Raw genomic sequence first — 21634 nt, 5'->3', positions numbered from 1 at the left:
ACCTCAAAGGAGCGTGATTCTATGGCAATGGGCATGTTGCTCGTTTCCCACGTACCAGCCATCGCCAGCGGCCTTGAAACTTTGATTAAACAAGTCGCCAAAGATGTTCCCATCACCACAGCCGGCGGTACCAGTGACGGTCAAATCGGCACCGATCTTGACCATATTCAAAAAGCCATTAACGACAACCCAGCTTCCGAGTTACTAGTTTTCTACGATCTCGGCAGCGCCAAAATGAATCTCGACATCGCCGAAGAAGTCAGCGACAAACAAATGCATGTTTATGACGTGGCGTTTGTCGAAGGCGCTTATGCCGCGGCTGCGTTACTTGAAGCCAACGTGACACTGGATAAAATCGAGGCACAGTTGAAGCCTTTAAAGGTCAAGTAACCTCCCCTGCTTGCTGTCGCCAAGCAGCTTCCCGGCAGGATTTGACCCGATCAATTTGATATTTCTACCATAATCACAGGAGCAATGATGTTGATGGCCACATCCGATCAGACCAAAATGCAACTCGCGACCACCTTAAAGCAGCTCATGCAGCATAAGCCGCTGGATCGCATTACCATTGCGGAATTGAGTGCCGCAACCCACGTGAATCGCAACACGTTTTATTATCATTTCGAGGATATCTACGGCCTGCTGAAATGGACGCTTGATGCCGATATTGGGCGCAAAGTCATGCAAAATCTCGGGGCGGCCACCTGGGAAACCAAGTATCGGCTGGTGCTTGATTACATCCTGGCCAATCAGGCATTTTGTCTGAACGCCTTCAATTCTGTTGGTCGCGACATGCTGGAAGAGTTCCTTTTCCAGTCCGCGACTGACATGGTCAAGCCAGTGGTGCTGGACATTGATCCGACCACCCCGCCCAAAATGGTTGCGGATATCTGCAATTTTTATGGCGCCGCGATTGTCGGCCAGGTTTTGTTGTGGTTATCGCAGTCGTTACAGGAACCCGAAGCCGCCCTCATCAAACGCGCCGATCTGATGCTTAACGGTTCGATTGCGTTCATTGTGCACAAGCAAGCGCACAATAAAAGAACTTAATTTTCGAACAAACGCCACATTTTGACTAAAGACGCTTCTTTTTCGCATGGCTATACTATAGCTATAGACGGAAAGGAAGCGTTTTTATATGAAAAAACTTTTATGGACGGCACTTGGCCTAGCCTTGGTGACTGGTGGCACAGCCTGGTACTTTGCTAACAAAATGGAACTGTTCAAAGATGACGCAGATGCATACAAGAAGTTCGAAAGTCGTTAGGGGGAACTAAAAGATGATCAAGCATAAGGCGATCATGATCGGCGCTGGGCTAGCTAATATGGCGGCTGCCGTTTATCTGATTCAGGAAGGTCACTGGCAAGGGGATCAAATCACGTTTTATTCACTGGACGATCATGGGTCAAATGATGGCGCACCGGCTGCTGATACGGCGGATGAGTACTGGAATAAGGTTCATCCAATGGAAAACACCAAAGGCTATGTGGCGCGCGGCGGTCGCATGCTGAACTATCGAACCTATGTTGATTTGATGGACCTGTTGAGTCGGATTCCCTCGGCAACTGAACCGGGATTGACGGCTGAAGAAGATACCCGGCAGTTTGATGCCCAGCATCGCACTTTTGACAAGGCGCGGCTGATGGAAGGCGGCATCGGCATCATTCAAGCTGGCCATTTGGGGCTGAATAACAAGGATCGCCTTTTGCTGACCAAGCTGATTATGATGCCGGATTCGGAAGAAGAAAAACTCGACAATGTCAGCATTGCCGATTACTTCAAAGATGATCCGCATATGTTCCAGACGAATTTCTGGTACATGTGGGAAACGACCTTCGCGTTCCGGATTGAAAGTTCGGCGCAAGAGTTGCGGCGCTACATGCACATGATGATTTATGAGTTTACGCAAATCGAGCATCTGGTGGGCGTTAACCGCACGCGCTACAACCAATTCGAAAGCATCATGTTGCCGCTGATCAACTATCTGAAGGATCAAGGCTGCCGAATTATTCTCAATCGCCGGGTCACGGATTTTGAGTTTAAAGACACGACTATGACCGACGAAATCACCGTCACCGGCCTCAACATGCTGAACACCGAAACCGGCAAAACCGAGCATGTTGCTGTGGATGATGACACTGCCGTCTTCTTTACCAACGGCTCCATCACCGATTCAGCCACACAAGGCGACTTTGACCACCCGGCCGTTGAAAACATGGATCAAGGTGCTGCAGCTGGCTTATGGAAACAAGCTACCGAGCATTTTTATAATCTTGGCAATCCTGATAAGTTCTTTGCCGATCGCGCTGCCAGCGAATGGGTCAGTTTTACCTTGACCACTAAGGATCACCTGCTGCTCAATGAAATCGAACGCATCACAACCCAGCTTCCGGGGAATGCTTTGAATTCCTTCTTATCCACCCAACCCATCACGGCGCTTGGCCAAAAAGATGTGATGATGTCGATTGTCGTGCATCATCAGCCACACTTCACCACCCAAAAACCAAACGAAACCGTTCTTTGGGGCTATTTCCTCTATCCACGGCGTTACGGTGAGTTCGTCAACAAGCCGTATATCAAAATGACCGGTAAGGAAATGGCACTTGAACTGATCGGCCAGTTGGCAAAAGTCGATCCGGGTCCTGGCAATATCCGCGATCACCAAGACGCAATTATGGCCAGCATCATCAACAATATTCCGGTGTACATGCCATATGCTTCGGCACTTTTCAACAATCGCGCCAAAGTCGATCGCCCGGAAGTCATTCCGGCCCATTCGACCAATCTCGCCTTCACCGGTGAATTCGTCGAACAACCATTCCAGATGGTCTTCACGGAACAAAGCGCTGTCCGTTCCGGCGAAATTGCTGCCTATCACTTCACTGGTATCCCGATGAGTCATCTTGTTCAAACACCAAGATATGACAAGGATATTAAAACCTTGATGCGGGCAACGAAGAAAATGTTCGAATAGACTGCCACTGAAGTAACCTGTGCAAGTAAAAAGCCATTTATCCGCCACACTTACAGTCAACCGGCACCAAAGACGCGTATTCTGTCTTTGGTGCCGATTTTATTTGGCTAGATTTTAACCATTAGACGCTCGCGAAAACACCCATATCGCAGGACTTTTGCTGCGATGATTTTCTTCCGGAAAATAAAGCAACTTTTCATGTGAGCAAAGGCTGACAACTGTTAAACTGAAGATAAGCAAAACCCCTAACAACAAGAAGTGGAGGGCAACATGGATTACCAAGAAAAACTGCAACGACATGCTAGCAAGGAAATCGATCTTTATTGGTCTGATTTTCAAAAAAGCGATGACTATGCGGCTTTGATGCAGGATCCGGATTTTAGAAAAGTACCACCAAAAGAAATTCGCGCCATTCTGGTCACCTTCTTTGCTGCGTCATTCAAGAATCTACGCTCCACCATTCAGACACTTTCTGCTGAATCGGTGTCGATTGCACTCGAAACGACACTGCAACAGGTCAACGATGACGATCGCCGCCGCAGCGAAGCCATCGCCATTGCTTCAGAGCTCATCAAAGCCATGATGATTTGGTTAATTCGCACCAAACGCGTCAAGCTGACGATTATCGACTTCATCGATGCGTTAATGGGCGCGCTACTCACAACAACCTATGTCCTCGGGTTAGTCGAAGATGGCGAGCTCGCCTCCCCGATGGCTGATGATTCTGACGGGCGTGATATCGGCTTTGACCCTGCTGGTGATCTTGATGTTGATTCCGAAAGCATGTCAATCCTCGTCGACCAGCTGATGGTCTTTTTCGACTCAAAAGCTTGGCATCACCTACCAGAAGCCACCCAAGACGAAGAATTCTTTGGTGCGGTAATCTTTTTCCTGATTCACACGATTCAAGCCATGTTTGGCCACGAACCAAAAGAATGGACCAGCCAGGACATCGGCGCGGCACTGTTGCTACTGCTGCGCGACACCAAACTCGTGCCGCCCGATAAGCAGGAAGGCCTGGGCCAGTCCTTAGCCATCTTCATCAAGTCCACCGCCAGCACCCACTTGTGGACGGCAACCCAAATGAAATCCCTAGCTGACACGGCGCAAAATCAGATTAAGGAAGCCTTGACCAAAAAGCCGGTTCCGCGAAAAGGCCACGCCAAAACAGCCGATCACGCCGACTCGGATCAGATTATTCCCATGGCCGAGTGGCAGAAGAACAAACGGCAAAAACGACAACGATAAACTTTATAGCATTGCACAAAAACGCCGTCAAAGGGGAGCTCCCTATTTGGCGGCGTTTTTGTGATGAGTTTTTGGAGATTTTTTATAGTTGATTAAACTGTTCCGTTTTTACCAAATCGTCATAGGTGACTTCCGTAACGGTCGGGTCAAGCGTCTTGGTGGTCATGGTTAGCGTGTTCGAATCTTGAACGTAAATTGCGCGCTTGCTCAAGTCATAGCCTGACCAATACTGGGTGTAATCCGTCAAAATGTCGTGTTTGGGATCGCGACCTAAGCCTTGCGGAATCAGGACCGTCTTGAAGGCATTGTAAAGCACGCGGATGCCATCTTTGCTTTCAAACGGATCAAGATTGCGGGACACAAACATGGCTCTGACAAACCGCGACGGGGAGGTGTAATCACCTGGCAAGCCAAACATGCCATAGCCGGTTCCCAGTTCAATCGGGTCAAGGTGGTGATCACCGAGATCGGCACCTTCAGGATAATTGTGATCGTTCAGGCTGACATAGTTGCGTAAATTAGTGGTGTGCCAATGATATTCCGGGCTATTTGTCATGGCGCCAATGCTGTCATAAAGCTTGAAGGCCCCGTGATCAGTTGGCTCGATGACTAACCCAGCGCCAGACGGATCGACAAACGTATAATGCAGCGGAATTTTAACGCCTTGACCGCCGAACTGGAGCGGTTCATCAATCAAGCCATATTGACCGGCCAGTTCCCGGACTTCAGCAACATTTTTGCAAGTCGTCAAAGCCAGGCTGACAAACTCTTCACCTTTGATCGGTTTCAAGTTGCGCTTCGCCAGTGAATCGGCACTCGCCCAGCTGCACTCAACCAGCACCTGCAAATCGCCAGCAAGTCCTTCACTGTTGACGCCATCAAATAAAGCGACACTCTGATCAACACCAACGCCAACCGCAGCATACTTGGTTGTCCAAGTCCCACTTTGCGCCGGCAATTGATGATCGGCCGGTAGACTCACGATTTTCCCCGGAACGCCGCCAGCCGGTGTCTCGTGAAAGAAACTCGTGTTATAGTCCATCGTTCGGCCCCAGAAAATATCACCTTGAAGCGATTTGATCGTCATGGATGAACACATATAGAAAAACCTCCTTCGAGAAAATTGAATCAAGTGATCTAACAGTACAGCTGTTATTATACGCTTGTTCTGGTTGCGATTGAGGTTCGGCTAACGGCAAAAACACTTACTCATTTTTCCTGCAGATAGCTAATCGGTTTATTAACCTCAAGCTTTGTCCCGGAAAAAGTCTTCTTGATCCAAGCTTGAAGCGTTGGATCGTGGTAAAGTTTCACAAGTTTTTTGAACTGTTTATTGTTCTTATTCTTGGCTGCAGTGGCGAGAATATTGACATTTGCCCGCGTCTTCTGAGTTAATTTTTCATGGAAAAGCGAATCCTTCAAAACGTTGAGTCCGCCATCCAAGGCCCGCGTATTGGAAATCAACTCTGCATCAACGTCCGGCAGCGTCTGCACCGTGGTTTCCACCTCTTTGAATTTTAGCTGTTTAGGATTGGTCTGAATGTCTTTCACGGTACTCAGCGCATTAAAATTCGGCTTCAGCGTGATCAATTTAGCGGCCGCAAGTAGTAATAGCCCGCGGGTGGCATTGGCCGGATCATTTGAAATGCCAATCGTCGCGCCATTGGGAATGTCACTTAAATGTTTGTACTTCTTTGAATACAACCCCATCGGCTCAAGATAGGTCGTCCCAAGTGCGGCCAATTTTTGACTTGGATTGATTTTATTGTATTGCTGAAAATAGGCGTACGACTGGAACGCGTTCACATCAAGTTGCCCTTCAGCAGTCGAAGCATTAATAACGTTGCCATCCGTAACCTGCTTCACTTTAATCGTCAGTCCCGCCTTTTTGGCTTGCGGCGATTTAGCGATATGTTGCCAGATTTGATAGTCCGAACCACTACTGCCGAGCACGATGGGTTTGCTGCTTGAGCTGGCAGCGGTACTATCATTTGCGGCCTTACCGCAAGCGACCAGCGTCAAAAGTGACACCAAGGCAATTCCTGTGACGATTATTTTCTTCCAACGATTCATAAACAAAGCCTCCTCAAATGGTCGGCCAGCGCGAATGCGGCCGATAAAAACTTGACAAAAGTTATTTTCAACATCACTGCCTCATCACTTTGTTTTGAGTGACCTTCAAACTTGCTCCTGCTGCAAACAAAAAAGTCGCCCCCTGACTACTTATTCGTAGTCAAGGGACGACCATGCCGTGTTACCACCCTTGTTCGCGATGTCGCAACACCGCCTCCAGTACCTGTTGATACCTGGCAGGATAACGGCTGCAGCCGATCCATGGGCGTTAACCACACGAATCACTATTCGAAGCTCATCTTCGCCTTCTTGCCAATGACCCTTTTCCACCAACCGGGTTCGCTGCATCATCTGCTCCAAGGTTACTCTTCTTCTCAAAGTGTTGATTAGTTGTTTAGGAATATACGGCCTTTATCCGCAATTGTCAAATTTTTTACTAAGAGCGTGAACTGGCGCGGTTAGAAGTCGGAGTGTAAGTGGCCTCAGGCGTGATGGCTCGGTTTTGGCCATTGCGCCTGAGGTTCTTACACGCAGACTTCTGCGCCAGGGAACGCGTTTCAGCCAGAGCGTGAGCTGGCGCGGTTCGTCAGTACTTTGGCCGATCACTAACAAAGCTAATCGCACTGGCATGTTCGCCACCGCAACTGATCGTCTGTGTCGCCTTCACGAAGCGGTCACTGGCAAAGCCTTCCTCGGTTCCGGGATTTGGAAAAACAAATCCGCCAGCCGAACTTTGAATATCGACGCGCAGACGATGACCGGCTGGCAATTCATAGGATGTTTTCTGAGAAAGTACGGTAAAATGGGTCACCTTGCCAGGTTTGAGATATTTTGATTCTGACAAACTGTCGCGGAACTTGGCATTCATCGTGCCTTCAACCATTTGAATGGACTGACCATCTGGCGTAACATCCAAGACCCGAAAGTCCCAATCACAATCGACGGCGCTGGATGATGCCCACAGATCGAGTTTCACCTGGCCAACGACACGCAGCGGGGTTGTTAGTTCCTGCGTGGTGAAACTGACCACATCCGGACGCTTTTCCACTTCCTGATAATCAGCCGGAAATTCGAATTCATTTTGCGTTACCGAAATCAACTTAGGTACGGGGTTGCTCGGATCGTGAACGTAGCTGACAGTGCCCGCTGCTGGCGCGGACACCGCCAAGCTGCCATCTGCGCCCAGATGTAAGACTTTGACGAGGCCTGCGGGGGGAAAAGATGCCGCCGTATGCCAGCGTTCTTCGCCAACGGTATAGTATTCAACCAATGGGCCCGCAGCGACGCCATTTTCAACGCCCTTAAGAAAATGATCAAACCATTGCTGATAATCAGATCAATATCCGGCCGCAGTGCTTCGGCGCCCAAATGAACCGGTCCTAAATCATACTGGGCATTGCCGCCATGCAGCCACGGGCCAAGAATGATCCGGCGTTTGTCAGACGGATAGTCGGCCGTCGCCGCAATGGCTTCCGTCGAGCCGATGCCATCATCGTCATACCAACCACTTTGAATGAGTGCCGGCACTTTAATTTTGTCGCGTCTGGCGAACCAGTCCCCTCGGTTGAGAAAACTATCATAATGATTATGGCGCATAAATTGGGTCATGCCATATTGGGGATGTCCCAGAACAATCTCGGGAATCTTTTCGATCGGTCGAACCTTCATGAGTTGATCCCAATCATCGCGATCGGTTAACGCCGAATTAAAGTGGCGGCCGTCCGTCGCAATCGACCATGCCACCTGTGCCATAAACGGGGCGCCTCGGCGATAGTAGGTATCGGTGAACGGTCCGCCTGCCGTGACCATCGAAACAATGGCCTGAAGATGCGGATTTCTACTGGCAGCCGCAGCCCACTGAACGTACCCGCCGTAAGATCCGCCAGACATCCCTACCTTGCCGTTACTCCACGGCTGGGCAGCAATCCAATTCAGCGTGTCATCGCCATCATCCTGTTCGTGGATCATTGGCAACCATTCACCTTCCGAATCACCACGGCCGCGCACATCCTGTAATACCCCCGCATAGCCCCGCAAAACATAACGCATGTAACTAGCCACATAAACCTCGCGACCATAAGGCGTTCGTTCCATCACAGTTGGAAAAGGTCCGGATCCAGCAGGTAAAATCACCGTTGCTGCCAACCCGACGCCATCTCGCATGGGCGCCCAGACCGTGAACGGTTGATGTGCCCGACCTGGTGTTGTGGTATACTCGGCCTCCTGCCACTTAGCCAAAACACTATAGCGTTCGTATCCCGGTTGGATCAGCACACTCGTCAGATTGCGCGCACAAACCTGAAACCCGACAATCCTGTCATCAGCCTCAATCAAGTCAACCGCATACTTTGGCCCCCGATTCATCCAATGATGTTCATCGGCTCGTTGATACGTCGCGCCCCAAGCAGTTTTAAAATAATCCGCCTTTGAAAAGTCCGTGTAACTGCCACCTTGCCAGCGCTTTAACGTTGCTTGAATATCAAGCTCGCCATATGCCTTAAAAATAGCATTATCGTCATCGGTCAACGTTTTCTCCCGACTACCCAACCACGAATATGTAATGGTGTTGTGATCAGCCAATTCAAACGTGCCAAAATGCAAACCTGATTGATAAAATTTAAAAGTTGTCATAAAAACCTCCTAGCCTAGCGTGAGCGTGAACCGGCGCGCTTAGAAACCGGAGTGTAAGCGGCCTTGCGCGCAATGGCCCGCGTCTGGCCATTGCGACCGAGGCCGCTTACATGCAGGTTTCTGCGCCGGTGAACGCGTTATGGTGACCACTGTCAACAACTCAAACAGCTTCTACAGATCGCATTCGATGCCTAATCCCGGTTTGTCGCTTAGCTTATACTTCCCTGCATCCGCCGTAAATCCACCGCGTAACCACGCTGGTTCATCAAATAGCAGAAACGAATCCAAGTCAGCGTACTGAACATTTTGGTGGGCAGCAACAAAATGCGCTGCCGCAGCAATGCCGATGCGCGTTTCCGCCATACAGCCCACCATGCACGGAATCCCAGCCGCCTCAGCCACCGCGTTAATCTGCTCAGCGCCAGACAAACCAGACGACTTCTGCAATTTGATATTAATGATATCGCACGCGCTTGACCGCACCGCCGCAAAGGCATCGCTGGCATTATGGACGCTTTCATCTAACATCACCAATTGATCAACTTGCTGACACACTGCCGGCATCTGATCCAAGCGGTTCGCAGGTAACGGCTGTTCAACCGCCGAAGCAGCACCGCCAATGGCCCGCATCATCCGAATAGCCTGTTTAGGCGTCCATCCTTGGTTGGCATCCAAGCGCAAATCTACCGTTGGGCCAACCGCCTTGCGAATCGCTTGCACAGCCGCAAGATCATCAGCGTCTTGAATGCCGACTTTTACCTTGAGTTCTCTGTATCCTTGATCGACCAGCTGTTTCGCTTCTTGCGCCATTTTTTCCGGCGAATTAATCCCGATGGTATAATCACTGGTCAAAACGTTCCCAGTCCCACCCAGCAACTGATAAACCGGCAACCCGGCATCTTTTCCAAGCAGATCCCAGCAAGCCATATCAATTCCTGCTTTTGCCGCAGTGTGGCCAGCAAAACAGGCATCCATTTTGGCATGAATGGCTTCTAAGCTGCGCGGATCACTCCCATTTAACGCCTGGGACAAGGTCTTGAGGGCAACCTCTTCCGTATCAATGCTCTCGCCAGTCACCTGCTCAAGTGGGTTCGTTTCCCCATAGCCGATCAAGCCAGTGTCGGTGGTGATTTTGATAATCAGTGTCTCAAGTTTATAGAGTGTTGTAAAAGCAACTTTGAACGGCTCATGCAAAGTAATCGGGCGGCGAAATACTTGAATCTTCTTAATTTGCACCTTAACGCCTTCTCTCATTTTCTTTTCATTTTACTCGTCCAAATATAAGCGTCAACCTGTTCTTTTCCCTGACAAGGAACCGCTTTTTTCAACAGTGTTCTTATAGTTATTGAGTTTGCGACACAATTAAGCAAGCGTTATAGTTTCATCATTGAATTTATATTTAATTAGAAAAAGGGGGGATTACATGTTGAAACGGCTCGCAAAAATTGCATCAGCTTTCTCGATCACGCTGTTACTGGCAGGATGCGGCCAGCAATCATCTTCAAAAACCAGTGGTAACAATACATATAAGACGATGACATCCGACATTATCGCGACCATGGATCCCGCACAGTTCACTGATGCCGTTTCAGGCCAAACATTAACGGACACAATGGCGGGACTCTATCGCTATAAGGGAAACAAATTAACGTCTGACCTGGCAGTCAAAACTGACGTGTCAGCTGACCAAAAAACCTACACGTTTCACCTGCGCCATGGCAGTAAGTGGTCAGACGGTACCGACGTCACGGCGGCTGATTTCGTCTTTGCTTGGCAACGGGTTGTCGATCCAGCTACGAAGTCCCCTTACGCTTTTATCATGAGTGGCATTAAGAACGCTGATGCCATCACAGCAGGTAAAATGGCTGCCTCACAACTGGGCGTCAAGGCACCGGATAAATACACATTCGTCGTCTCACTTGATCAACCGATTCCATATTTTAAAAGTATGACCTGTTTGCAGACTTTTGACCCAGTTGAAAAGAAAGCTGTCGAAAAATACGGCAAAAACTTTGCCAAGACTTCCGCCCAGCTTACCTTTAATGGTCCTTTTATTCTGAAAAATTGGAAAGGTACCGATGATTCATGGGTCGAGGTTAAGAATCCCAATTACTGGAACGCCAAAAACGTACATTTAAAGAAAATCACCTATCAAGCGGTCAAAGAAAATTCGACGGCGATGAATCTATACAAGAGCGGTAAGTTGGACGATGTCTCAGTGACAGGGCAAACGGCTGAGGCCGCCAAAGGTCAGAGCGGTTACCATGTTATCAAGCAACCATGGGAAACCTATCTTAGAATGAATAGTCAAGCAGTGCCCGCTTTTGGTAATACCAAAGTTCGCCAAGCATTATCGATGGCAATCAACCGAAAAGCTTTTATTAACAAAGTTTTAGGCGACGGTTCAACGCCAGCAACCAGTGCTGTAACCACTAATCTCTTTTACAATGCCAAAACCGGCGCTGACTTTGCCAAGGAATCGCTTAAAGGCGGATACGCTCAATACACCACCTACAACCTCAAAAAAGCGCGCAAACTTTTCAAACAAGGCATGGCTGAAGTCGGGCAAAAAACACTTAACTTTACATTCCTAGCAAATGACACGCCTGCAGCAAAAGAAACGGCTGAATATCTGCAAGGCACTTTTCAAAATCTGTCAACAACCGGTATCAAAGTCAAAATGACGATTAAAACCGTGCCGCAGAAAAGTTGGCTGCAGATGGGCACGGCGCATCAATACGGTATGATGGCCAGCATATGGGGTCCTGATTATCCGGATGCTGAAAACTTTCTAACCCGTTACACCAGTTCTGTCAGCAATTTTTCTGGCAGCTGGAGCAGCCAACAGTATGATCAATACATGGCCAATGCTGCGGGCAAAGACGCTACCAAGCCACAAGCACGCTAGAACGATTTGCTCAAAGCTAACCGGCTGATTACTAAAGAACAGGGAATCATTCCGCTTTACCAATGGGGTACTGTCCACCTGACAAAACCATCAGTTAAGGGCGTTGAATACACACCGAATAGTCTGTTTCAGTATATTGGGGCAACGAATCAGTAAATGATTGGCAGTTATAAGCGTCCTCGGCAACTTAACTTGTTCCCGTCTATTGCGAGTCGTACACTGGTCACAAGACTGTACGGAGGTAATGCTTATGAATAGATCCGATTTAGCTGATATCTTGCTTGTGATCGATGTTCAAAATGGTTTAAATCAGGCGGCTCGGTTTGATGATGTGGTAAAAGATATTAATCGGCGCATTGATCAATATCGGTCAGCTCAACGTGCACTGTTGTTCGTTCAGGATTGCGATGAGGATCTAGTTTATGGCAGCTCTTCTTGGCAGTTTGCACCGACTCTGGCACGACAGTCTGGTGATCGCGTCTTGGGTAAGTATCATTCTGACGTCTTTTTTGAAACCGGATTAGACGTCTTACTAAAACACGCGGGTGTGCAGACTATCGAGGTTTGCGGCCTGCAGACAGAATACTGTATCGATACGGCATTCCGTGTCGGCCACGATTACGGGTATCAGATGCAGATTGTACATGGTTTACACACGACCTTTGATACGCTGACCCTGAGCGCTGCGCAAATGTTAAAACATCATGAACACATTTGGGATGGCAGCTTTGGACGGGTATTGTCAGCACAATGATTGGTTAATGGAAAGGCAAAAAGACTTGGATGATGCGAAGACTTTCTTCCAACACTATCACTACAAAACCGAATTGGTTGATATATGCCGGCAACGCCATTTGCCGACTCATGGCACCAAGGCTGAGCTGTGCGCACGATTGCTGGCGTCCATGACAGGTCAGTCAGAGTGCAAGACAGAATCGTCCCCTCGGCAACAACACGTCACTACTAAACTCACACTCGAAACGCCTTTAACAGCTTTTGCGTTCACTGAAACTGCCCGTCAATTTTTTGATGCTTATTTTAATGTTCAGCATTTTCACTTCACCAAAACAATGGCCATACTTAGGCGTCAAGCTCGTTCTAATCCTTCTTTGGGCTTAACTGTAGCTGATTTGATTGAGGTTTATAAAAACACACAATCCAAATCCAGTCGTGATGCTTTTCTAGCTAGAACGACGGACGAGCAAAGCTATGAATGGAACCATTTTGTCCATGACTTTTTCAAGGACCCAGCAACAAAGCAGTATCAACAACGTTTGAAAGTGGCAGCCGTGTTATGGCAGATTGTGAAGCGCAGCGCTAAGCCAAAACGCTATAGTCCAAAGTTGTTGATAGCTCATCACCAAGACCTAGTGGCGTTCGAACACCATGGATTGTGAGGCTAAACTCGAATGAAAGCATTGTTCTTCAAAACGTTTGGTGACGCGAATGTATTGCAATATGGAACGCTGCCAGACCCGCAAATTGGATCAGAGGATCTTTTGGTTCAAACCCACTATATTGGCTTAAACTTTGCTGATATTTATCGGCGGCGTGGAACCTATCACCTTGAACCACACACACCATTTATCGATGGATATGAAGGCCTCGGTCAGATTGTTGCCATTGGATCCGACGTCACGACTTTTACACTGGGCGAGCGGGTTTTATTCGTTGACGTCCCATTCGCGAACGCCTCTTTGGTCCGCGTTCCGCGCGATCACGCCATTCGTGTTCCTTCAGCGATTGATGATAAAACCGCAGCAAGCATCGGATTGCAAGGCTTGACCGCCGACTTTTTGGCGCACGACTTGGCCCGGAATCATGTTGGTGATCGGGTATTGATCCATGGTATTAGCGGTGGTGTCGGCCAATTGTTGGCCCAAATGTTGATTGCCGATGGCGTCCAAGTAGCAGGTGTGACCTCTACTTTGGCGAAAAGAGAGATTGCCTTGAAGTTAGGCGCATCAAGGGTTTTCCTTCGACACTCAGATTGGGCTGAACATGAACGCGGCCATTTTGACACGGTGTTCGACGGGGTTGGCGTTACGCTTCCGCTAAGTTTTGACTTGGTCGGGCATCGTGGCAGCGTTGTTTTTTACGGCATGGCAGGCGGGCTCCCACCCAAAATTGACGCTGTTAAGTTATTGAATCAATCAAAAAGTCTGCTTACTGGTGACTTATGGGATTATCTCACAAGCTTTGAAGCCCGCCAGACCCGTAGCACCAGATTATTTCGCTATGTCTTAAACGGCGCAATTAAGGTGCAGCCGCCAACTATTTTACCGTTAGCTGATGGCCGAAAAGCCCATGAATTGCTTGAATCAGGCAAAAGCACGGGCAAAATTTTATTAGAAAGCGGGTCGTTTTCATGAAGAAAGTCGTTGTGATTGGTGCGTACGGGACAATCGGGTCACAAGTAGCGCAATTATTGCGAAAGTATGGGTATGACGTCATCACTGCTAGTCGGCATCAAGGCGATGTAAGAGTCGATATTGCCGATCTGGCAAGTATTGAGGCTATGTTTACCAAGATTGGCAGCATTGATGCAATCGTCAATGTGGCGGGCGCGGTCAAGGTTATGTCATTGGACACGATGACACCGGCAGATAATATGGTTGCGGTGACTAGCAAACTTCTCGGTCAAATCAATCTTGCATTGATCGGCCAACATCATCTCAATGACAATGGAAGCATCACCTTAACCACTGGCGTAACCAAGGACGATCCGATTGCAGGTGGTGCATCAGGCGCGATGGCCAACGGTGGCATAGCGGCATTCGTCAAGTCAGCCGCGATCGATCTGAAGCGCGGCTTACGGATCAATTGCGTGAGCCCGACGATTGTAGAAGAATCTTACGAACAACTCAAGGATTCGTATGCTGGTTTTATCCCTATCCCGGCAAAGCTTGCAGCGACAGGTTATTTGAAAAGTGTCCAGGGGAAACAAACTGGACAGGAATATCGGATTTATCGGTAACAATTTTTAGAGGGCTCAAGTTCAAGGAACAACTAAAAGAGGCAAACGCTTGCCGAAGCCTGCACATTTTTATTTTATCTACTATTCCCGGAGTCTTCTGAGCGCTTCCTTCAATTCGTCAATGGCATCTCGCAGTTCTACGAAAGACTTGATCAAATGACGTCCGGTGATAAGCAAATAAGTGCGGTCTGCTACCATCATCAGTATTATCGTCACCCCCATGATGACCATTAGTGCCAGATATGATTGCAATGTTCCGATACGGCTGCCATTACGATGAACTCGATATGTCAAAAAGACGAGAATTAAAAACAGTAATCCGGTTGAAAAAATGCCAGTGATGACCTTAAGCGTTTTATGTTTCAACTTTCCTACCTCCGTTTGAGTGTCAATATGATCTTCAAATGTTATATCCCATTAGTTAGTGTTGCTAGCCGAAACTCCTCCATGTTACAATACAAATACAAAGAGAGCACCAGTTCCACCTGATGCTCTCTCTGCTGCAGGGCCGATTAAGACGGCTGGCATTGGGTTGACAATCAAAAGAAGACCGTCAGACTTCCTGTCAGAAATCTAGTGACGGTCTTTTTGATTGCCGATGATAGCAACAACGATGGCAACCACCGTGCCAATGAGCAGCAGCACAAAGCTGCCAAACGTTAGCATGAGGCTGATCGCATCTACATCAGACAAACAGGCCTCTCCTTTCACTCAGAGCTTGTGTATCCCCCATAGGCGACCACTTCCCTTGTAATTGGATTTGCCAACCGTCATTAAACTTCTCTGCTATATTTTTATACCATACTTGAACGCCAAACGCTAGAGCCGCAAAGGTTACAAGCGTTTTTTATTTACCGTCAAGCGAACAAGTTTCTATGCAACAATCAGAATTGGCATACTGCATTGTCATTTAAAGTCCAAGTCCGTTCAAGACTCGTTTATACCGAATACCGCGTGATCATACAGCCATTGCTTGATGACTTGAATGCGGCCGGTCTTATAATATTTAGCCAACTGTGATAGATACCAATGCATCTTCTTTTCCGGCACCGCCAGTAATCCGACATTTGCTTGATACATCAACGCGTTGGCGACAACGATAGCAGTCCGCTTATTGCCATCGGTAAAAACCTGTAATCGTGAAAGTGTCAGCATTAACGTGATGGCTTTGTCCGTCGCGCTTGTTTCCGAATGTAAAATGGCGTTGACAGTTTGAACAACATTACTTTCGACCGGAATCGGTGGCACATAGTCCTCATTGGTTAAGCCAACGACCACTGATTTTGTCCTGATTTGACCAGCATCTGGTTCGCCAGCGCCTTGAACGATTAAATTAACCTGTTTGATTGTTTCAGTATCAATTTCTGCCACATTGTGTAAGCGCATGACAAATTGATAGGCGGCTTTTAAATTAAGCACTGTCTGAACATCCTCTGGCTTCACGCCGTCAACAGTCAGATTTTCCACGATTGCTTTGGTTTGTAACAAAGTCGTACTGAGGTTTTCGTACTTTCCGGCAAGATAAATCATTGACACCAAGTTCTTTTCAAACAGCAACTTTTCATCTCTAGGAGTCAAGTGATATTTATCTTCGAACATTGACTGCTCCCCCCTTTTTTACGTAACTTGGTTGCTTGTGCAAAAACCACTTGCATGCAGTCGTTAACTATATCAGACCAATTTGTCTTATTCGCTAAGTATATCATGCCAGAAAGTTTTTCTTTGACGATTAACCAGTATGAACGCAAATGTGTTGCAGTTATGAATTCAAACCAGTTACAATATCATCTAAGTAAAGAGCGCCCTGCACAAACAAGACGCCCCTCGTAAAACAGCAGAACCGTCAAAAGCACGGTGACTATGTCGCAACTAAAAGCCGCGGTTCCTCGTCAAAGTTAACGCGGCTTTTAGTCTGCCTACTTTCCTCGGAATTTCCCGAGCGCTTGCTTCAACTCGCAAACTGCATCACACAGTTTCATCAAAACGCTGGACGAGCTGATATTTGCAACTATGCCGCTGAGCATATGAATTAAGAACCCTAAGATTTCGGATCATTTGAAATCTTAGGGTCCTTAATTGATTCCAAGTCGTTCAACATGATCTTTCCCAATACTGCCCAAAAACACATCCGACACTTATCCACAAACCCCCATCCCCCTCATCAACCCACTTAACAAGCCAATCACATGCGACTTTTCCATTCCCGCCGTAGAATGGCTTCATAAGTAAAACGGAGGCAATTGACATGCTGAAAATCTTGTTTGACCACATGCATGGCTGGGCGCGGGTTAGCTTTTTTCTGGCGCCGATCGCCATTATGGGTGAAGCCTTGCTGGATCTGCAGCAGCCGACTTTGATGGCCAGGATCGTGGATGTCGGCTTGGCGCGCAAGGATATGACCTATGTCTGGCAAACTGCGATCCTCATGGCAGTTATTGCCGTAGCGGCGTTTGCGCTCGGCGCTATTTGTAATGCCTTTTCATCTTACGCGGCACTGAAAATGGGGCAGAATCTGCGCAGCCACATGCTGGCCATTGCGTTAGCGATCGCGATCCGCAAGCGCTGAAACCGGAAACCTTAATCACCCGAATTACCAACGACGTGACGCAGATGCAAACCATGGTCAGCATGCTCACCCGTGGCTTGATCCGCTCGCCGATGTTATTGTTCGGCGGGATTGTTATGTCTATGATCGTGTCACCGCGACTTTCATGGATTGTCCTGATCGCCTTGCCGATTCTGGCGATTTATATCTACGTTGTCGTCCGCCGCTCCTTGCCGCTTTATACCGCGATGCAAGGGCAAGTGGACGTGATGAACCGCAGCATGAGTGAAAATCTGACTGGGGCCAAAACGATCAAGGCCTATGTTTTGGAAGACCACCAACGCACTCAGTTCAACACCGAAAATCATAACCTGCAGCAGATCAGCCAGCGCGCCGTACTCGCGACGGTTACCTTGGCGCCGCTGATTATGCTGGTTTTGAACCTCGCCGTGGTCGCCGCCTTGGCGTACGGTGGCAATCTTGCAATCAGTGGCAGTATGACAACCGGCGAAATCATGGCATTTGTGAACTACATGATTCAAATCACCACCGCCATGACCAACACCGTCAACCTCATAACCACCTTCTCGCGGGCGGTTACCTCCAGTGCGCGGGTCAGTGCCGTTTTGGCCGAAGAAGCCGGGACCGAGGCCACTGGGTCGCTGGCTGCCCCGAATGACAGCATCATTGCATTTAACCATGTCACCTTTGGCTTTTCCAAAAGTCGGCCGATTCTCGATGACATCAACCTCACTGTTCCCAGCGGTCAGTGGCTTGGCATTATCGGCTCGACCGGCTCCGGCAAAACCACGCTCATCGCCTTGTTGACGCGGCTTTACGAGCACTATCAAGGCAGCATCACCATCGGCGGCACCGATATTCAGAAAATCAGCTTGGCCTCATTGCACAAAAAGATCACCGTTGCCTTGCAAAATTCGTTGCTTTTTTCCGGAACCGTTGAACGCAATCTGGATTATGGCGCCCCGCAAGCCACACCTGCGCAACTTGCATCAGGTGTCGCCATCGCCAGTGCCACGGAATTCATCGGAACGGATTACACCGCACCAGTCGAAGAAGCCGCAAGAATTTTTCCGGCGGCCAACGCCAGCGCCTGAATCTGGCCCGCGCGATCATCCCCGAACCGGATATTCTGGTCATGGACGACGCCACCAGTGCGGTCGATCAGGAAACCAACACCGCCATTCAAGACGCGCTAGTCAAAAATCGCCGCAATCGCTCGACTATTATCATTTCCCAACGGGTGCCGAACATCATGGACTGTGACCAGATCATCGTCATGCAAAACGGGCGCATCACTGCCCGCGGCACCCACGATGAGCTCGTCAAAAGTTCGCCATTTTACGCGCAACTTGTTCAAACCCAGTTAGGTGGTGAGTACCTTGATTAATATCGGTGGACGGCGCGGCCCACGCAACCTGCATCCGGAAAAAGTAACCTTAGTGAACTGGAAACAAACCGTGCGCAGGATTTGGGGCTACCTCAGTGCGGATCGCAGTAAATTGCTCATTGTTTTTGGCTTAACCCTCTTCACAACCTTAGCCACCATCATCGGTAACCGTGTCAACGGCATTGTGGTCGACCAATTTATCACCAAAGGCCGACTACGCGAACTGTTGATCGTCAGCGGTTTGTTGGCAGGCATGTCTTTTCTGAGCAGTGTTTTCACGTATTTTCAGACCAGCATCACCACCAAAGTCGCACAGCGCACCAGTGCTGCTATTCGTCATGATTTGTTTGCTAAAATGCAACGCCTGCCGATGCGGTATTTTGACACCCATGACAATGGCGATATTATGAGCCGACTGACCAACGATGTCGATAATATCAACACAGCGCTGATGCAGACGTTTGTGCAGCTGTACACCGGGATTATCAGCGTCATCGGAATGGGCATTGCGATGCTGCTGCTGAGTCCGTTGTTGACGGGGATTGTCGTCTTGGCATCGGTTGCGACGTTCTTTTATTCGCGGGCAGCCGCGCGGATTACCCAGCGGGCGTTTACCGTGCAACAAGAAGCGCTCGGCAGTCTCAACACGCAAATCGAAGAAAATGTTGCCGGCAAGCAGCTGGTGCAACTTTTCGATCACCAGCAAGACACGCTCGATCGCTTCAATGAAACCAACGCTCGCTATACGGCCGCGGCGTATCGGGCGCAGCTTTTCTCCGGCGTCATCGGCCCGTTCAACAACATGACCAATAACTTTGCCTACCTGCTGATCACATTTGCCGGCGCACTCGCAATTCTGCACGGTGGCACAAGCATCACAGTCGGCGTCATCTTCACTTTTCTCATTTATCTGCGCAATTTCACCGGTCCCATCAACAACATCCTCAACCTGATCAACACCCTGCAACTGTCACTGGCCTCCGCTGAACGGGTCTTCCAGGTCGTGGACGCCGAGCCGGAAAAAGATGTACCAAAAGCACTGACGCTGACCCATACAGCCGGCAATGTGCAGTTCGATCACGTTTCGTTTGCCTATGACGGTAAAACCGAAGTCCTTCACGACATCAGTTTCACTGCGCATCAAGGCGAAGTGGTCGCCATCGTTGGGCCAACAGGGGCTGGCAAAACTACAATCATGAACCTGCTTACAAATCTCTATCCACTCACCAGCGGCAGCATCACCCTCGACGGCCACAACGTCACCGACCTCACCCGCGCGAGCCTGCGCCGCCTGGTGACCGTTGTGCAGCAGGAATCTTTTCTTTTCACCGCCACTATTCGCGAAAACATTCGGATGGGTCGTCCTGAAGCCACCGACGCCGAAGTCGAAACCGCTGCTCAGGCAGCCAACGCCGACACGTTTATTCGCCAACTGCCGGACGGCTACAACACCATGCTCAGCGAAAACGCCAGCCGCCTGTCACAAGGCCAGCGCCAACTCCTCAGCATCGCCCGCGCCTTTGTCGCCCAAGCGCCGGTGCTCGTTCTCGATGAAGCCACCGCCTCCATCGACTCCAACACCGAAACCGACGTCCAGCGCGCCATGAACCGCCTCATGCAGCAGCGCACCAGCTTCGTCATCGCCCACCGCCTCTCCACCATTCGCCACGCCAGCAAAATCCTCGTCATCGACCAAGGCCGGCTCATTGAATCTGGCACACATGAGCAGTTACTGGCAGCTGGTGGCTTTTACGCGAAACTATACAACAGTCCGCTGGCGGATATGGATAAGTTGAAGCGGTGAGAAGTTAGTTTCATTCCATTCAAAATGACTTTTCGATCTTGGGAGGACTGAGGATTTCCTTAGCCTCCTTTTAGTTTGCTTACTGCGTCCTAAAATATAAAAGCCCCTCAGTATCCACTCCTATGCGCCTAAATCAATGACTTGATCATACGCACCTCTTAGCTCATGATCGAGATGGTGACTCACTTCAATCAGCGTCATATCAGGATCCTTCAAGAACTCCTCAGTGACAAGTCTAGCCGTTTTAGCATCTAACGCCGACGTCCCTTCATCAACAAAGGCAATGGGTTTTGGTGCATAGAAGAATCTTGCCAAAGCCAGGCGTTGCTTCTGACCGCCTGATAAATTCTGACCATTTTCCTGAATGATTTGGTCCGGGAATTTAACAAAATCGACTTTTGCCTTTGAAAAAGCTTCTTGTAGGCGATGCTTAGACCGCAACTGGCTTTCCCACAGTGATGTATTGTTTGCCACTGAATCATTAAATAAATAAACGTTTTGGTCAACGTACTGTGAAACCTTGGTTAACTCCGCCATGCTCATGGTTCGTAAGTCCTTGTTATCGATATAAACATGGCCTGTATAATTGGTAATCTGTCCGTCCAGAATTTTCAGCAAGGTACTTTTGCCCACCCCACTGCGGCCAATAATCGCATACTTGCCACCGCGAGCAAACGTGAGATTCAAATGACTGAAAATCTTTTTCCCGCCAATCGTGTAGCTAAGATCAACAACCCTCAGAGCATAGTGAAAAACAGGTGCTGGCGTTTTTTCCGCAGATGGCAATTTCTTTGAAACACCCGCGCTAACCTTGTCAAATAAGGGATAAGTCGCCTTAATTTGCACGGTGTCATTGCTTAGGCTCGACAGTGAGTTAAAAATGCTGGCGGCAATACTGCCGGTTGAACTAATCGCCCCAAGCGGAATGGCGCCAAGAATCGCAAGTATGCTGGTCATGATATCGACCATCACTTGACAGAAAATACTCAACGCTGCGATCAAATTCGAAACGCGCGCATTGGTTTTCGTATAAGCCACCTTGACTGCGGCGTACTTTTTTGGCTC

At 48.9% G+C, this 21634-nt stretch carries 20 protein-coding genes and 2 pseudogenes; 12 read left to right on the top strand and 10 right to left on the bottom strand.

Features of this window, described 5'->3' with window-relative positions; translation table 11 throughout:
• The first annotated feature begins 21 nt into the window (after window positions 1–21).
• The 5 genes from dhaM to GSO_RS13175 all read left to right on the top strand — a co-directional run bounded on the left by dhaM (window position 22) and on the right by GSO_RS13175 (window position 4223).
• The gene (dhaM, locus tag GSO_RS13195) at window positions 22–390 is read left to right on the top strand and encodes a dihydroxyacetone kinase phosphoryl donor subunit DhaM (protein WP_005686376.1); all 369 of its coding nucleotides are present in this window, start codon (window positions 22–24) and stop codon (window positions 388–390) included.
• Window positions 391–483: 93 nt separating this feature from the next.
• Window positions 484–1050 carry a TetR/AcrR family transcriptional regulator C-terminal domain-containing protein gene (locus GSO_RS13190; protein ID WP_010492977.1) on the top strand — a complete coding sequence of 189 codons (567 nt, stop codon included), beginning with the start codon at window positions 484–486 and terminating at the stop codon, window positions 1048–1050.
• Between the two features lie 88 nt (window positions 1051–1138).
• Window positions 1139–1267, top strand: a complete 129-nt coding sequence (locus tag GSO_RS18535) for a hypothetical protein (protein ID WP_010492975.1) — start codon at window positions 1139–1141, stop codon at window positions 1265–1267.
• Between the two features lie 13 nt (window positions 1268–1280).
• The gene (locus GSO_RS13180; RefSeq protein WP_010492973.1) at window positions 1281–2975 is read left to right on the top strand and encodes an oleate hydratase; all 1695 of its coding nucleotides are present in this window, start codon (window positions 1281–1283) and stop codon (window positions 2973–2975) included.
• A 270-nt stretch (window positions 2976–3245) separates the two neighbouring features.
• Window positions 3246–4223, top strand: coding sequence for a hypothetical protein (locus GSO_RS13175; protein WP_010492971.1), 978 nt, complete (start codon window positions 3246–3248; stop codon window positions 4221–4223).
• 82 nt (window positions 4224–4305) lie between these two features.
• Here the strand turns inward: GSO_RS13175 and GSO_RS13170 are convergent, their stop codons facing one another.
• The 6 genes and pseudogenes from GSO_RS13170 to GSO_RS13150 all read right to left on the bottom strand — a co-directional run bounded on the left by GSO_RS13170 (window position 4306) and on the right by GSO_RS13150 (window position 10163).
• Window positions 4306–5322, bottom strand: coding sequence for a linear amide C-N hydrolase (locus tag GSO_RS13170; RefSeq protein WP_010492969.1), 1017 nt, complete (start codon window positions 5320–5322; stop codon window positions 4306–4308).
• A gap of 110 nt (window positions 5323–5432) precedes the next feature.
• On the bottom strand, window positions 5433–6296 hold the full coding sequence (locus GSO_RS13165; RefSeq protein WP_010492967.1) for a MetQ/NlpA family ABC transporter substrate-binding protein: 864 nt from the start codon (window positions 6294–6296) through the stop codon (window positions 5433–5435).
• Window positions 6297–6446: 150 nt separating this feature from the next.
• Complete coding sequence (locus GSO_RS18695; RefSeq protein ID WP_029345616.1) at window positions 6447–6626, bottom strand: hypothetical protein; 180 nt, start codon at window positions 6624–6626, stop codon at window positions 6447–6449.
• A gap of 256 nt (window positions 6627–6882) precedes the next feature.
• Window positions 6883–7566, bottom strand: a complete 684-nt coding sequence (locus tag GSO_RS18530; RefSeq protein ID WP_080958168.1) for a CocE/NonD family hydrolase — start codon at window positions 7564–7566, stop codon at window positions 6883–6885.
• A gap of 128 nt (window positions 7567–7694) precedes the next feature.
• Window positions 7695–8459: pseudogene (locus tag GSO_RS18525) on the bottom strand (CocE/NonD family hydrolase); the annotation flags it as partial.
• A gap of 639 nt (window positions 8460–9098) precedes the next feature.
• A complete protein-coding gene (locus GSO_RS13150) occupies window positions 9099–10163 on the bottom strand; it encodes a mandelate racemase/muconate lactonizing enzyme family protein (RefSeq protein WP_010492963.1) in 1065 nt (354 codons plus the stop codon).
• Window positions 10164–10350: 187 nt separating this feature from the next.
• Between GSO_RS13150 and GSO_RS16070 the strand changes: the two genes are divergently transcribed.
• From GSO_RS16070 to GSO_RS13125, 5 genes are all read left to right on the top strand, one after another.
• Window positions 10351–11835, top strand: coding sequence for a peptide ABC transporter substrate-binding protein (locus tag GSO_RS16070; protein ID WP_010492961.1), 1485 nt, complete (start codon window positions 10351–10353; stop codon window positions 11833–11835).
• 250 nt (window positions 11836–12085) lie between these two features.
• Window positions 12086–12589 carry an isochorismatase family protein gene (locus tag GSO_RS13140; RefSeq protein WP_010492960.1) on the top strand — a complete coding sequence of 168 codons (504 nt, stop codon included), beginning with the start codon at window positions 12086–12088 and terminating at the stop codon, window positions 12587–12589.
• On the top strand, window positions 12555–13232 hold the full coding sequence (locus GSO_RS13135; protein ID WP_225358867.1) for an SAP domain-containing protein: 678 nt from the start codon (window positions 12555–12557) through the stop codon (window positions 13230–13232). The genes GSO_RS13140 and GSO_RS13135 overlap by 35 nt, the downstream gene beginning before the upstream one ends.
• Window positions 13233–13244: 12 nt before the next feature.
• On the top strand, window positions 13245–14207 hold the full coding sequence (locus tag GSO_RS13130; protein ID WP_010492958.1) for a zinc-binding dehydrogenase: 963 nt from the start codon (window positions 13245–13247) through the stop codon (window positions 14205–14207).
• The gene (locus GSO_RS13125) at window positions 14204–14812 is read left to right on the top strand and encodes a short chain dehydrogenase (protein WP_010492957.1); all 609 of its coding nucleotides are present in this window, start codon (window positions 14204–14206) and stop codon (window positions 14810–14812) included. Before GSO_RS13130 ends, GSO_RS13125 begins: the two co-directional genes overlap by 4 nt.
• A gap of 81 nt (window positions 14813–14893) precedes the next feature.
• On the opposite strand, the gene GSO_RS13120 is transcribed toward GSO_RS13125, so the two are convergent.
• The 3 genes from GSO_RS13120 to GSO_RS13110 form a co-directional block, all read right to left on the bottom strand.
• A complete protein-coding gene (locus GSO_RS13120; protein ID WP_010492956.1) occupies window positions 14894–15178 on the bottom strand; it encodes a hypothetical protein in 285 nt (94 codons plus the stop codon).
• A 207-nt stretch (window positions 15179–15385) separates the two neighbouring features.
• Window positions 15386–15505, bottom strand: coding sequence for a putative holin-like toxin (locus GSO_RS13115; RefSeq protein WP_010492955.1), 120 nt, complete (start codon window positions 15503–15505; stop codon window positions 15386–15388).
• A gap of 234 nt (window positions 15506–15739) precedes the next feature.
• Window positions 15740–16411 carry a Fic family protein gene (locus tag GSO_RS13110; protein ID WP_010492953.1) on the bottom strand — a complete coding sequence of 224 codons (672 nt, stop codon included), beginning with the start codon at window positions 16409–16411 and terminating at the stop codon, window positions 15740–15742.
• A 646-nt stretch (window positions 16412–17057) separates the two neighbouring features.
• Between GSO_RS13110 and GSO_RS16065 the strand changes: the two are divergent.
• Together GSO_RS16065 and GSO_RS13100 are read left to right on the top strand one after the other, a co-directional pair.
• Window positions 17058–18765, top strand: a pseudogene (locus GSO_RS16065) (ABC transporter ATP-binding protein).
• Window positions 18758–20569, top strand: coding sequence for an ABC transporter ATP-binding protein (locus GSO_RS13100; protein WP_010492951.1), 1812 nt, complete (start codon window positions 18758–18760; stop codon window positions 20567–20569). The pseudogene GSO_RS16065 and the gene GSO_RS13100 overlap by 8 nt, the downstream one beginning before the upstream one ends.
• 120 nt (window positions 20570–20689) lie before the next feature.
• Here GSO_RS13100 and GSO_RS16060 read toward each other — a convergent pair.
• Window positions 20690–21634: ATP-binding cassette domain-containing protein (locus tag GSO_RS16060; RefSeq protein WP_010492949.1), on the bottom strand; the 945-nt coding region annotated here is incomplete at its 5' end.

The sequence above is a fragment of the Lacticaseibacillus zeae DSM 20178 = KCTC 3804 genome, assembly GCF_000260435.1.
GTDB lineage: Bacteria > Bacillota > Bacilli > Lactobacillales > Lactobacillaceae > Lacticaseibacillus > Lacticaseibacillus zeae.
This window is presented reverse-complemented; position numbering and strand designations above follow the sequence as displayed.